Consider the following 13,289-nt stretch of genomic DNA (forward strand, 5'->3'; position numbering starts at 1 on the left):
AAGGTTGCTCATCATTCAGGTCTCCTTGCGAGCCCTGAATCACGGCAGATGACCAAAATCAATGGGTCTGGAGCCTATGTGACCGTTCGGGCCAGATTGCCGCATAAGCAATTGCCAACAGGTTAAAAGGCAAAAAGGCGCGGTGTCCCGCGCCCTTTTTCACCTTGTTCGGCGTGGTTACTCTGCGCCGTCCTCTTCCTCGTCGTCGCGCTCGGCGATCCAGGCGACGCTGACGACCTCTTCACCCTTGCCGGTGTTGAAGACCCGGACACCACCGGCACCGCGCGAGCGGAAAGAGATGCCTTTGACCGGACAGCGGATCGACTGGCCCTTGGAGGTGGCCAACATGATCTGGTCCTCAAGCTCGACCGGGAAGGTGGCGACAATGGCGCCGCCCCGCATCGCGCCGACCCCCTGGCCGCCGCGCCCGCTGACGCGGTAATCATGGGCCGAGGTCAGATTGCCGATGCCCGCGCGGTTGATGGTCACCAGCAGATCGTTGGCGGCCAGCATCTCTTGATAGCGTTCCTCGGACAGGGTGCCTTCGGCGACTTCGCCCTCGGCGTCATCGCTGGCGTCGTCCTCGGTCACATCGTTGCCCAGTTCGCCCCGGAACCGTTTGATGAAGGCATTGCGCTCCCACGGTTCGGCGCTGAAGTGGCGGATGACGGACATGGAAACGACCTCATCCCCCGTATTGACCAGCCTGATCCCGCGCACACCGGTGGATTCACGCGAGTTGAAAACGCGCACATCGGTGGAACGGAAGCGGATCGCCCGACCCGAGTTGGTCACCAGCAACACGTCATCGTCTTCGGAGCAGATGCGCGCATTGACCAGGCGAATTGACCCGTCTTCGGGCAATTTCATCGCGATCTTGCCATTGCGGCGCACATTGGTGAAATCCGACAGCCGGTTTCGGCGCACGTCTCCGCCAGTGGTTGCAAACACGATTTGCAGGTTTTCCCATTCCTCGTCCGGCACATCGACCGGCATGATCGCGGCGATTGAAACCCCGGTCGGGATCGGCAGGATGTTGACGATGGCCTTACCCTTGCCGGTGCGCCCCGACTGCGGCAGGCGCCAGGTCTTGAGCTTGTAGACCATGCCATCGGTGGTAAAGAACAAGAGCTGCGTATGCGTGTTGGCCACGAAGAGGGTGGTGACCACGTCCTCTTCCTTGGTCTGCATGCCGCTCAGACCCTTGCCACCGCGTTTCTGGGCACGGAAATCGGCCAGCGGGGTACGCTTGATATAGCCGCCCGAGGTCACGGTCACCACCATGTCCTCGCGCTCGATCAGGTCCTCATCGTCCATATCGCCGGCCCAGTCGACGATCTCGGTGCGGCGGGGCACCGCGAATTGCTCGCGCACTTCGCGCAGCTCGTCGGCGATGATCCCCATGATCCGCTCGCGCGACCCCAGAATCTCAAGGTATTCCTTGATCTTGCCGGCAAGAACCTCAAGCTCGTCGGTGACTTCCTTGACCCCCAGTTGGGTCAGGCGCTGCAAGCGCAGGTCAAGGATGGCGCGGGCCTGCACCTCTGTCAGGTTATAGGTGCCGTCCTCGTTCATCTTGGACAGCGGATCGTCGATCAATCGCAGGTATCCGGCGATCTCGGCGGCGGGCCAGCGCCGCGTCATCAGTTTCTCGCGCGCGTCCGCGGCATCGGCAGACGAACGGATGGTGGCGACCACCTCGTCGACATTCGACACCGCAACCGCCAGGCCGCACAGGATATGGCTGCGTTCGCGCGCCTTGCGCAGCTCGTAAGCGGTTCGGCGGGCGACCACTTCCTCGCGGAAGTCGATGAAACAGGTGAGAAAGCGGCGCAGGGTCAGCTGTTCGGGCCGACCGCCATTCAGCGCCAGCATGTTGCAGCCAAACGAAGTCTGCATCGGTGAAAAGCGATAGAGCTGGTTCAGCACCACCTCGGGCGTGGCGTCGCGCTTGAGCTCCACCACCACACGCACGCCGTTGCGGTCGCTTTCGTCCTGCACATGGGCGACGCCTTCGATACGCTTTTCGCGCACCGCCTCGGCGATCTTTTCGATCATCGCGGCCTTGTTCACCTGATAGGGGATCTCGTCCACGATGATCGCATAACGGTCCTTGCGCAGCTCTTCGACGCGGGTCTTGGCGCGGATGATGACGCTGCCGCGCCCCTCCAGATAGGCCTTGCGCGCGCCCGAGCGTCCCAGCATCACGCCGCCGGTGGGGAAATCGGGGCCGGGCACATAGTCGATCAGCTGCTCGCTGGTCAGGTCCGGGTCGTCGATCAGCGCCAGCGTGGCATCCACCACCTCGCCCAGGTTATGGGGCGGAATGTTGGTGGCCATGCCCACGGCGATGCCGCCGGCGCCATTGACCAGCATGTTGGGGAAGCGCGCTGGCAGCACCGTGGGTTCACGGTCCTTGCCGTCATAGTTGTCCTGGAAATCGACGGTTTCCTTGTCGATATCGCTCAGCAGAAAGGCGGCGGGCTTGTCCATCCGCACTTCGGTATAACGCATGGCCGCGGGGTTATCGCCGTCCATCGAGCCGAAGTTGCCCTGACCGTCCAGAAGCGGCAGCGACATCGAGAAATCCTGCGCCATCCGCACCAGCGCGTCATAGATCGCGCTGTCGCCATGGGGGTGATATTTACCCATGACATCACCCACCGGACGCGCCGATTTGCGATAGGGTTTGTCATGGCTGTTGCCGGTCTCGTGCATGGCGTAGAGGATGCGCCGATGCACCGGTTTCAGCCCGTCGCGCAGGTCGGGGATGGCACGACTGACGATGACCGACATCGCATAGTCGAGATACGAGGTGCGCATCTCGGATTCGATGGAAACGGTCGGCCCCACATAGGCGCTGCGCGCTATGGGGGTTTCGTCTTCGTTTTCAGGGGTTTCTGGCGTATCGCTCACGTAAACTGCCCGTTTCTTGTGCAGGTTCTATATATTGTGGGCGCATCTTAACAGACCCCGTACATAAGGTGCAATGCATAGAGCGAAATTAGGCTGGCAGCCACGGCGCCACAGTGACAACATGCTGTTTTTATGGATTTTTTATTAGAATCAGGCATCCTGATTGAACCGGGGGTAACTGGAGGTTCAAAATGGGCGCAACAGAAACCGAGCTGATGCTGAAAGGGTATGGGCTGACCACGGCGGAATTCTTCTATCACATGCCGGACCATATCCATGTGCTGAATACCTTTGTCTGGCAGGATTACGACCTTGCGCCGGACCATCCCAGGCTGTTCGGCTTCATCGAATTCTGGCAGCGCGAGATCGACGGCCCGCTGCATTCGGTGCGGTTTACCCACCGCAAGATGATCTCGCCGGGTGAATGGCGCAATGTCGTGGGCGAGTTCCGGCTGCACTGAGCCGTGCCACCTCGGCAGCTTCAGGCCGAGCAGCTGGCCCCGCCCAGCACGCAGAACTTGGCGCAATGGGGGTGGTTCAGCTGAACCGGGCGTTCGGCCTCGGCCAGGGTCTCGCCCAGTTCGAATTCGGGCGCATAGGGCAAAAGGGTGCAGGCCAGCACCACAGGATGCGCCGCGCCCTTGCGTTTCACCACCATGCGCGAACTGGCGCACATGAGCGTGTCGGGGGATTTGCCCAGGATGCCCCAGCACGCGGTGGTGATCTCGGGCACCTCGACCCGTTCGTCCATTTCGGGGAACAGGACCGTCTGGCCGGGATCGGTCGCGTCGATCGCAAACCCGTGTTCGGCATAAAGCGCGGCATATCCCGCACGCGCCTCTGCCTCGCTCTCTCCCCAGACGGTGCGGCCAGCGACGGTCATCCGCGCACCGGCATCGCGCAGCCAGGCCATCCCGGCCAGCGTCCTGGCGAAGCTGCCCGGCCCGCGTTCGGCGTCGTGAAATTGTGCGCTGTAATGATCGACCGAGACCCGCAGGGTCAGCCTGTCGCCGAATTCGCGCACCAGCGCCGCCACCCCCTGCCGCATCGCCTTGCGCATCATGGAACGCATCGCATTGGTCAGGATCAGCACCTCGAACCCGCGTTCCAGCGCCGCACGCGCCATGGTGATGATCTGGGGATTCATGAAGGGTTCACCACCGGTGAACCCGATCTCGCGCACCGGCCAGCCGCGCGCCGCGATCTGATCCAGATATCCGATGACTTCATCCTCGGTGGTATAGACCAGCGCGTCGTTTTTCGGGCTCGACAGGATATAGCAATTGGCACATTCGATATTGCACAGGGTGCCCGTGTTGAACCACAGCGTCTCGGGTCGGCTCAGGGCGACGCTGGCCCGTTGCTGTCCGTTCGCTGTCACGAAACTGTCCTGAAACTTGCCGATATTGGCGGTCTGTTGCGCGTGATCCTTCATCAATCCTGCCTGTGCCTGCATATGGGCTTGATCTAGCAGCAACGTAACGGGAAAAGAAAGCGGGATCAGATGGTTTGACGGGCTTGTGATGCCGGGAGAGCTTGGAAATGTTTGCGCTAACAGTGGACAGAAGCCCGGCAAGGCGATAAGGAGCAGCCATGGTATCGCGTATCATCCCGGTAGAGCCTTTTGATCTGGTCGTCTTTGGCGGCACCGGTGATCTGGCCCGTCGTAAAATCCTGCCGGCGCTGTTTCGGCGTTCGGTGGCGGGGCAGATGCCCGAGGGCACCCGCATCATCGGCGTCGCGCGTCAGGACATGGACGCCGAGGCCTATCGCGCCCTGATCGCGCAGGGCCTGCGCGAGCTGTGGCCCGAGGCGGTGCAATCGCCAGATGCGCTCAACCGGTTTCTGGCCCGGCTCGATTACATGGCGCTGGATGCCACCCGGCCCGAGGGCTGGGACGGACTGGCCGCGGCGTTGGGGCAGGGCGTTCGTGCCTTCTATTTCTCGGTCGGGCCGGGTCTTTTTGGTGCGCTGACCGAGCGGCTGCATCAGCACGGGCTGGTCAGCCAGGATACCCGCATCGTGGTCGAGAAACCCTTTGGTCACGATCTGGCCAGCGCGCAGGCGCTGAACGCCACTCTGGCCGCGCATTTCCATGAACGCCAGATCTATCGGATCGACCATTACCTGGGCAAGGAGACGGTACAGAACCTGATGGCGGTGCGCTTTGGCAACATGCTGTTCGAACCGCTCTGGAACAGCCAGTATGTCGACCATATCCAGATCACCGTGGCCGAGACGGTAGGTGTCGGCGGCCGGGCCGATTACTATGACCGGGCCGGCGCCATGCGCGACATGATGCAGAATCACCTGATGCAACTGCTGTGTCTGATCGCGATGGAGCCGCCGGCCAAGTTCGACCCCGACGCGGTGCGCGATGAAAAGCTCAAGGTGATCCGGGCACTGGACCCGGTCAAGCCGCACCATATCGTGCGCGGGCAATACGCGGTGCCGGTGGGCGGTGCCGGACAGGGCTATCGCGACGAGGTGGGCGATGCCCGCTCGATCACCGAAAGCTATATCGCGCTGCGCGCCCATATCAGCAACTGGCGGTGGGCGGGCACGCCTTTTTACCTGCGCACGGGCAAGCGGCTGGTGGCGCGGTCCTCTGTCATCAACGTGATGTTCAAGGACGCGCCGCATTCGATTTTCGGCGAAGAGGCCGGGCGGCATGCCAATGTGTTGTCGATCCGGCTGCAACCCAACGAGGGCATCACGCTCAAGGTGACGATCAAGGAACCGGGGCCGGGCGGCATGCGCCTGGTCGAGGTGCCGCTTGACATGAGTTTCGCCAAGGCGCTGGGGCCCGAGAACCAGAACCCGCCCGATGCTTATGAACGGCTGATCATGGATGTGATCCGGGGCAACCAGACCCTGTTCATGCGCGGCGACGAGGTCGAGGCGGCCTGGGCCTGGACAGACCCGATCATCGCGGGCTGGCAGGCCCGTGGCGATGTGCCCAAACCCTATGATTGCGGCAGCACCGGCCCTGGCGACGCCGAGCTGCTTATGAGACGCGACGGTCGCCGCTGGCAGGGGATAAACCCATGAATATCCAAGACTATCCCGACCGAGAAATGCTCGCCATCGACCTCGCCAACCACCTGGCCGGAGAGTTGGAGGCGACACTGCTGACCCATGACCGCGCCACGCTGGCAGTGGCAGGCGGCACCACGCCCGGCCCGGTCTTCGACGTGCTCTGCGCCGCCGATCTGGACTGGCACCGGGTCATGGTGCTGCCGACCGACGAACGCTGCGTGCCGCAGGACCATCCGCGCGCCAATGCCCGGCTGATCACAGAGCAGTTGCTGGTCAACCGCGCCGCAAACGCCAGCTATCTGCCGCTTTACCTGCCCGGCGCCGACCCCGAGGATTGTCTGGCCGAGGTCGAGACGCTGCTGACCCCGGCGCTGCCGCTGTCGGTGCTGGTGCTGGGCATGGGCGAGGACATGCACACCGCCTCGCTCTTTCCCGGCATGCCGGGGCTTGAGGCGGCGCTGGACGGGGACGCGCCGGTTCTGGCTGTCGCCCGGCCTGAAACCCAGCCCGAGGCCCGGATCACGCTGACCGCCCCGGTGCTGAACGGGGCGTTGTCAAAACACCTGATCATCTATGGTGCCGCCAAACGCAAGGCGCTGGAACGGGCGATGTCCTTGCCCCCCGAAGAGGCGCCGGTGGCGGCGGTTCTGGACGGTATCACGGTCCATTGGGCGGAATAGGTTTTTCCATGTTTCAAGATTTGCACGCGCTTCACGCTGACCGGTCGGGCCGCCGCATCCTCGACCTTTTCGCCGCCGAGCCTGGGAGGGCCGAACGGTTCAGTGCCGATCTGGGTGCGATGCGGCTGGATTACTCCAAGACCCTGATCGACGCGGATATCCGGGCCGCGCTGATCGCGCTCTGCGAACAGGCCGGGTTGGCCGCGCGCCGCGCCGCGATGTTTTCGGGCGACGCGATCAACGAGACCGAGGGCCGCGCGGTGCTGCACACGGCGCTGCGCAATCTGGATGGCGGGCCGGTTCTGGTCGAGGGCCACGACGTGATGCCCGAGGTGCGCGCGACCCTTGCACGGATGCGGGTCTTTGCCGATGCGGTGCGGACCGGCACGCTGAGCGGGGCAGGCGGGGCCTTTACCAATGTGGTCAATATCGGCATCGGAGGCTCTGATCTGGGTCCGGCCATGGCCACGCTGGCGCTGGCGCCCTATCACGACGGGCCACGCTGCCATTTCGTGTCGAATGTGGATGGGGCCCATATCGCGGATACCCTGCGGGGGCTGGATCCGGCGCGCACTCTGGTGATCGTCGCCTCCAAGACCTTCAACACCATCGAGACGATGACCAATGCCAGCACCGCCCGCGACTGGATGCAGCGCGGCGGCGGCGATCCGGCGCGGCAATTCGCGGCGCTCTCCAGCGCGACGGACAAGACCGCCGATTTCGGTATCCCGGACGCACATGTGTTTGGCTTTGCCGATTGGGTCGGCGGGCGATATTCCATGTGGGGCCCGATCGGGCTGAGCCTGATGATTGCCATCGGCCCGGACGATTTCGACGCCTTCCTGCGCGGCGGGCAGGCGATGGACGATCATTTCCGCAGCGCGCCCTGGGCCGAGAACTTGCCCGTGATGCTGGCCCTGACCGGTATCTGGCATCATCAGGTCTGCGGCTATCCCAGCCGCGCGGTGTTGCCCTATGACCAGCGTCTTGCGCGTCTGCCGGCCTATTTTCAGCAACTCGAAATGGAATCGAACGGCAAATCGGTTGCGATGGACGGCACCGCGCTGGATCAGGCCGCCGGTCCCATCGTCTGGGGTGAGCCGGGCACCAATGGCCAGCATGCGTTCTATCAGCTGATCCATCAGGGCAAGCAGATCGTTCCCTGCGAATTCATGGTCGCCGCCCGCGGGCACGAGCCGGAGCTGGACCACCACCACCGCCTGCTGCTGGCCAATTGCCTGGCCCAGTCCGAGGCGCTGATGCGGGGCCGGTCCCTGTCCGAGGCGCGCGCCATCGTCGCGGGCCGGGGTCATGACGATGCCGAGCTGGACCGACAGGCCCGTCATCGGGTGTTCGAGGGAAACCGCCCTTCGACCACGCTGATCTATCCGCAACTGACGCCCAACATGCTGGGCCGGATCGTGGCGCTTTACGAACACCGGGTGTTTGTCGAAGGCGTGATCCTTGGCATCAACTCGTTCGATCAATGGGGTGTCGAGCTGGGCAAGGAACTGGCCACCTCTCTGGGCCCCGTTGTCGAGGGCACGCAATCCGCCACCGGCAAGGATGGCTCGACCGCCGCGCTGGTGGCCTATGTGCTGCGTCATCGTGACCACGGGCTGACGTAGGGTTCCGGTCCGTCACAGGGACACAAAGTTATTGTCACGCGGCCCGCTGATTGGCAGGGTCCGGCATTGGGCGGGGCCGCGTCGACGCGGCCACGGAGAGGAGACATGTGACGCCGCACAGGGCGCGGCCGTCACCGGAAGAACAGGGAAGGAACCCAAGAATGCTGGGACAGATGATGTATCAGCCGCTGCTGATCTCGTCGCTGATCGACCATGCGGCGCGTTATCACGGCGAGGCGCCGATCTGGTCGGTCAGTACCGAAGGTGGGGTCGAGGAGACCAATTGGGCCGGGATCGCGGCCAATGCCCGTTGTCTCGGCTCGGCCCTGACCGGGGTCGGCCTGGCGCCACAGTCACGGGTGGCGACTCTCTCGTGGAACAACCGGCGGCATCTGGAGATCTATTACGGCGTGTCCGGCGCCGGCTTCGTGCTGCATACGATCAACCCGCGCCTGTTCCCCGAACAGCTGGTCTATATCCTCAACCATGCCGAGGATCGCATCCTGTTCTTCGATGCCACCTTTCTGCCGCTGGTCGAGGGGATTCGCCCGCATCTGACCACGGTCGAGCGGCTGGTGCTGATGGGGCCGCGTGACGAAGCGGCGGCGGCACGGATCGAGGGGCTGGAATTCTACGACGAGTTTGTCGCCACGGGCGATGCGGGTTTTGAATGGCCCGATCTGGACGAGCGCACCGCCTCGAGCCTGTGCTATACCTCGGGCACCACGGGCAACCCCAAGGGGGTGCTCTATTCTCACCGTTCGACGGTACTGCACAGTTTCGGGTCGAACACCCGCGATTGCATCGGCTTTTCGGCGCGCGACGTGGTGATGCCGGTGGTGCCGATGTTCCATGTCAACGCCTGGGGCACGCCCTATGCCTGTGCGATGTCGGGCTCTTGCATGGTGCTGCCGGGGCCGGACCTGCATGGTGAGGCGCTGGTGGGGCTGATCGACCAATATGGCGTCACCATCGCGCTGGGGGTGCCGACCATCTGGCAGGGGCTGTTGACCACCGCCCGCGCCAAGGGCAGCAAACTGGAAAGCCTTGCCCGTACGGTGATCGGTGGCGCGGCCTGTCCGCCCTCGATGATCGCCGAATTCCGCGACCGTTACGGCGTCGACACCGTGCATGCCTGGGGCATGTCCGAGATGAGCCCGCTGGGCACCACCAACCAGCCATTGGCGAAACATGGCGCACTGCCGGTCGAGGCACAGCACAAGCTGCGTGAGAATCAGGGCCGGCCGCCCTATGGGGTCGAGCTGAAGATCGTCGATGACGACGGCAACCAGTTGCCCAATGACGGCCAGACCCAGGGCGATCTGATGGTGCGGGGCCATTGGGTGTTGGATAGTTATTTCCAGTTGCAGGACCAGCCGATTCTGTTGGATGGCTGGTTCGCCACCGGCGATGTGGCAACGCTGGACCGCGACGGATACATGACGATCCGGGACCGGTCCAAGGATATCATCAAGTCGGGCGGGGAATGGATCAGCTCTGTCGAGTTGGAGAATATCGCCGTGGCGCATCCGAAACTGGCCACCGCAGCGGTGATCGGTGTTCCGCATCCGAAATGGGACGAACGCCCGCTTCTGGTGGCGGTGAGCGCCGAGGGAGAGACGCCCGACGAGGCGGAGCTGCTGGCCTTCTTCGACGGCAAGATCGCCAAATGGCAGGTGCCCGACCGCGTCGTCTTTGTGGACGCGCTGCCACTGAATGCCACCGGCAAGGTGCTGAAGCGGACGCTGCGGGAGCAGTTCAGGGATGTGCTGACCGGCTGAGCCGGGTGGAACCGGAAATCGGGGATTTCCGGCCCGGAAAACATATGTTTTCCGGGCTGTTTTCCGTGCCGGAAAACAGCTGCGTCGGGTTCTCTGACGGAAAGATTGGAGCGGGTAGCGGGAATCGAACCCGCACTTCAGGCTTGGGAAGCCGGCGCGCTACCACTACACCATACCCGCGCTCACCGGGTTCGAATACGCAATGGCCGGAGCCGCGTCAAGCGGTTCCGGCGCGCCGGGCCTGGAACAGGTTGATGGTGGCGGGCATCAGGATCCGGCCGTCCTCGACGTAAGGTTCGAGCGCAGTGCTGACCGCGTCGCGGATCGCGGCTTCGTCCGCCTCGGACCCGTCGAAATGTGCCAGCACCCGCGCGGCTGGTCCCAATCTGGTGCAGAGGGCCGAGGCCCCTGACAGCCCGCCGGGAGGGGTCAGCTTAACTTCAACCGCATGGGCCTCGATATCGGCAAGACCGGCTTCGGCCATGAAGCCGGTGACGCGGTCAATGTCGTGAAAGGCCAGAGGTCCCGGTGCGTTGCGGTCTGCCTTGGGCATCTGGCCCAGCCGGTCGGTGGCCGCGCGGTGGGGAATGTAGAACCAGGGGTTTCCGGCCAGTGGCCCCCAGGCGGCAAAGGTCATGCGCCCGCCGGGTTTCAATGCACCGGCGATATTGGTGAACGCGGCGACATTGTCGGAAAAGAACATCATGCCGAAACGCGAGATCATCGCGTCGCGCGCAGCCGGCGGAAATGGCTCGGTCTGGGCATCGGCGCGGGCAAAACCCACATTCGCCATACCCTCGGCCCGCTCCCGGGCCCGCTCAAGGAACGGCGCCGAGATATCGACCCCCAACACATGGCCGCTCGGCCCGACCGTCCGACCTGCCGCCAGGGTGACGTCGCCCAGACCGCAACCGATATCCAGCACGCGCTGACCCGGCTTCAACTCCGCGCGATCAAGCAGAAGCTCTACGACCGGCGCGAAGGAGGCCGCGATCTGCTCCTCGAAGGTGAGCCATTTCATGCCCGAGGCGGATTTGCCCCAATACTCGGCCTGCTCCTGGTTTGTCTCTGTCATGATACCTCCCTTTGGGAAGGTATCATGCCCTGCGGCGGCGACGGCGGCCAGACCCCTCGTCGTCACCACCCCCGGTGTTGAACGAGACCTTGGGCAGGGTCAGGACCTTGGCCAGTTCGGGGAAGGGTTCGGCCGAGTTCGGGATTGCCGAGGCATTCACGAAATGCTCCTGGAACCGGCGTTCGACCGCGGTCTCGATCTTCTCGATGGCGCGCACGGTGGCCTCGATCTCGGTCCGGGCGTCGGTGTTGAGCAGCGCGATCCGCGCACCGGTGCCCGCCGCGTTGCCTGCGCTGGTGACCTTGTCCAGCGGGCAATCGGGGATCATGCCCAGCACCATCGCGTGTTTGGCCGAGATATGGGCGCCAAAGGCCCCGGCCAGCACCACCCGGTCCACCTTGTCGACCTCCAGCTTGTCCATCAGCAGGCGGGCGCCGGAATACAGCGCCGCCTTTGCCATCTGGATGGCGCGCACGTCGGGGTTGGTGACGGTGATGGTCGGGCCGCCGTCTGCGGAGCCATCCCACAGCAGATAGGCATTGGTGCGCCCGTCCCGGATGCAGCGGGCCGAGCCGGTCTGTTCAGCAGAGCCGATCAGGCCCGAGGCGTCCAGAATGCCTGCCATGCGCATCTCGGCCACCACCTCGATGATGCCCGAGCCGCAGATGCCGGTGATGCCGGTGGTTGCGATCGCTTCGGCAAAGCCTTCCTGATCGGACCAGATCTCCGAACCGATTACGCGGAAACGCGGTTCCTTGGTGACCGGATCGATCTCGACCCGTTCGATGGCGCCGGGGGCGGCGCGCTGGCCGCTGGAAATCTGTGCGCCTTCAAAGGCTGGGCCTGTGGGCGAGGAGCAGGCCAGCACCTTGTCCTTGTTGCCCAGCAGGATCTCGGCATTGGTGCCCACATCGACCACCAACACCAGATCCTCGGATTTGTCGGGCGCCTCGGACAGGGCGACGGCGGCGGCATCGGCGCCCACATGGCCCGCGATACAGGGCAGGATATAGACGCGCGCGGCGGGATGGATGTTCAGATCCAGTTCCCAGGCCCGCAGCGACAGCGCGTCCGAGGTGGCCAGCGCAAAAGGCGCTTGGCCCAGTTCGAACGGGTCGATCCCCAGGAACAGGTGATGCATGACCGGGTTGCAGACAAACACCGCATCCACGATCAGCGCCTTGTCGATCCCGGCCTCGGCGGCGATCTGGGTAAACAGGGCGTTCATGCCTTCGCGCACCGCGCGGGTCATCTCCTGGTCGCCGCCCTTGTTCATCATCGAGTAGCTGACCCGGCTCATCAGATCCTCGCCAAAGCGGATCTGCGGGTTCATGATACCCGACGAGGCCACCACCTCGCCACTGTGCAGGTCGCACAGATGCGCGGCGATGGTGGTCGAGCCGAGATCGACCGCCAGCCCATAGACGGTGCCATCGTAATAGCCGGGCCAGATATGCATGATCTTGGGCGGGTGGCTGGCATCGCCCAGATGCACCGCCACGGTGACCTTCCATCCACCCTTGCGCAGCACCGGCTGCAACTGGTGCAGGATATGCAGGTCGGTCTGTACGCCGGTCAGCTGCCATTGTTCGGCGAGCGCCGCGATCAGGCGTTCCATGTCGCCGGTGGGCTTGTGCATGTCGGGCTCTTCGACCTCGACATAGAACAGCCGGGTCGAGGGGTTCATGGTGATCTTTCGCGCCTCGGCCCGCTTGCGCACCACCTGGCGGTGGACCTGGCTTTCAGGCGGCACGTCGATCACCACATCGCCCTGAACGGTTGCCTGACAGCCCAGCCGGCGCCCGTCGATCAGCCCGCGCTTGTCCTTGTAACGCTGCTCGACCGCGTTCCATTCGCTGAGCGCGCCGTCACGTACGGTGACACCATGTTTGGGGAATTCACCATAGGATGGGGTGATCTGGCATTTCGAGCAGATGCCGCGCCCGCCACAGACCGAATCGAGATCGACTCCCAACTGCCGCGCCGCGGTCAGAATGGGAGTGCCTACGGGAAAGTGCCCGCGCTTGCCCGAGGGGGTGAATACGACAAGGGGATCGCTGCTCATGACTTTCTGCCTTCCGGAGTACCGATTGTGCGCGACAATATTGTGTTTTGAGCCGACGGAAAGGCGACGCGCGGCATTTTCCTGTCCGGTGGCGGCATTTACCGC

At 63.9% G+C, this 13,289-nt stretch carries 9 protein-coding genes and 1 tRNA gene; 5 read left to right on the forward strand and 5 right to left on the reverse strand.

Translation table 11 applies throughout. From position 1 onward, the window contains the following. Nucleotides 1-177: 177 nt before the first annotated feature. On the reverse strand, nt 178-2,916 hold the full coding sequence (gene gyrA, locus AC2FLM_RS02590) for a DNA gyrase subunit A (RefSeq protein ID WP_234217999.1): 2,739 nt from the start codon (nt 2,914-2,916) through the stop codon (nt 178-180). Between the two features lie 191 nt (nt 2,917-3,107). Between gyrA and AC2FLM_RS02595 the strand changes: the two genes are divergently transcribed. After that, the gene (locus tag AC2FLM_RS02595) at nt 3,108-3,377 is read left to right on the forward strand and encodes an usg protein (protein ID WP_234218000.1); all 270 of its coding nucleotides are present in this window, start codon (nt 3,108-3,110) and stop codon (nt 3,375-3,377) included. A 20-nt stretch (nt 3,378-3,397) separates the two neighbouring features. Here the strand turns inward: AC2FLM_RS02595 and AC2FLM_RS02600 are convergent, their stop codons facing one another. Beyond that, nucleotides 3,398-4,351, reverse strand: coding sequence for a radical SAM protein (locus AC2FLM_RS02600; RefSeq protein ID WP_496855335.1), 954 nt, complete (start codon nt 4,349-4,351; stop codon nt 3,398-3,400). A 158-nt stretch (nt 4,352-4,509) separates the two neighbouring features. On the opposite strand from AC2FLM_RS02600, the gene zwf reads away from it, so the two are divergent. The 4 genes from zwf to dmdB all read left to right on the forward strand — a co-directional run bounded on the left by zwf (nt 4,510) and on the right by dmdB (nt 10,044). Beyond that, a complete protein-coding gene (gene zwf, locus AC2FLM_RS02605; protein ID WP_234218002.1) occupies nt 4,510-5,967 on the forward strand; it encodes a glucose-6-phosphate dehydrogenase in 1,458 nt (485 codons plus the stop codon). Then, nucleotides 5,964-6,635, forward strand: a complete 672-nt coding sequence (gene pgl, locus AC2FLM_RS02610) for a 6-phosphogluconolactonase (RefSeq protein ID WP_496855337.1) — start codon at nt 5,964-5,966, stop codon at nt 6,633-6,635. The genes zwf and pgl overlap by 4 nt, the downstream gene beginning before the upstream one ends. A gap of 8 nt (nt 6,636-6,643) precedes the next feature. Beyond that, entirely contained in the window at nt 6,644-8,263 is a 1,620-nt protein-coding gene (gene pgi, locus AC2FLM_RS02615) for a glucose-6-phosphate isomerase (RefSeq protein WP_496855339.1), read from the forward strand. A gap of 161 nt (nt 8,264-8,424) precedes the next feature. Then, nucleotides 8,425-10,044, forward strand: a complete 1,620-nt coding sequence (gene dmdB, locus AC2FLM_RS02620) for a 3-methylmercaptopropionyl-CoA ligase (RefSeq protein ID WP_496855341.1) — start codon at nt 8,425-8,427, stop codon at nt 10,042-10,044. 106 nt (nt 10,045-10,150) lie between these two features. On the opposite strand, the gene AC2FLM_RS02625 is transcribed toward dmdB, so the two are convergent. The 3 genes from AC2FLM_RS02625 to AC2FLM_RS02635 form a co-directional block, all read right to left on the reverse strand. After that, nucleotides 10,151-10,224, reverse strand: a tRNA-Gly gene (locus AC2FLM_RS02625). 37 nt (nt 10,225-10,261) lie between these two features. Continuing rightward, on the reverse strand, nt 10,262-11,119 hold the full coding sequence (locus AC2FLM_RS02630) for a class I SAM-dependent methyltransferase (RefSeq protein WP_496855343.1): 858 nt from the start codon (nt 11,117-11,119) through the stop codon (nt 10,262-10,264). 22 nt (nt 11,120-11,141) lie between these two features. Then, nucleotides 11,142-13,184, reverse strand: coding sequence for an ASKHA domain-containing protein (locus tag AC2FLM_RS02635; RefSeq protein ID WP_496855345.1), 2,043 nt, complete (start codon nt 13,182-13,184; stop codon nt 11,142-11,144). Nucleotides 13,185-13,289: the final 105 nt, after the last annotated feature.

This window comes from Ruegeria sp. SAZD011, from assembly GCF_059612545.1.

Coding starts and splice junctions, on each gene's coding strand:
- AC2FLM_RS02600 (WP_496855335.1), bottom strand. CDS start 4,351: ATGAAGGATCACGCGCAACAGACCGCCAATATCGGCAAGTTTCAGGAC.
- pgi (WP_496855339.1), top strand. CDS start 6,644: ATGTTTCAAGATTTGCACGCGCTTCACGCTGACCGGTCGGGCCGCCGC.
- zwf (WP_234218002.1), top strand. CDS start 4,510: ATGGTATCGCGTATCATCCCGGTAGAGCCTTTTGATCTGGTCGTCTTT.
- pgl (WP_496855337.1), top strand. CDS start 5,964: ATGAATATCCAAGACTATCCCGACCGAGAAATGCTCGCCATCGACCTC.
- AC2FLM_RS02635 (WP_496855345.1), bottom strand. CDS start 13,184: ATGAGCAGCGATCCCCTTGTCGTATTCACCCCCTCGGGCAAGCGCGGG.
- dmdB (WP_496855341.1), top strand. CDS start 8,425: ATGCTGGGACAGATGATGTATCAGCCGCTGCTGATCTCGTCGCTGATC.
- AC2FLM_RS02630 (WP_496855343.1), bottom strand. CDS start 11,119: ATGACAGAGACAAACCAGGAGCAGGCCGAGTATTGGGGCAAATCCGCC.
- AC2FLM_RS02595 (WP_234218000.1), top strand. CDS start 3,108: ATGGGCGCAACAGAAACCGAGCTGATGCTGAAAGGGTATGGGCTGACC.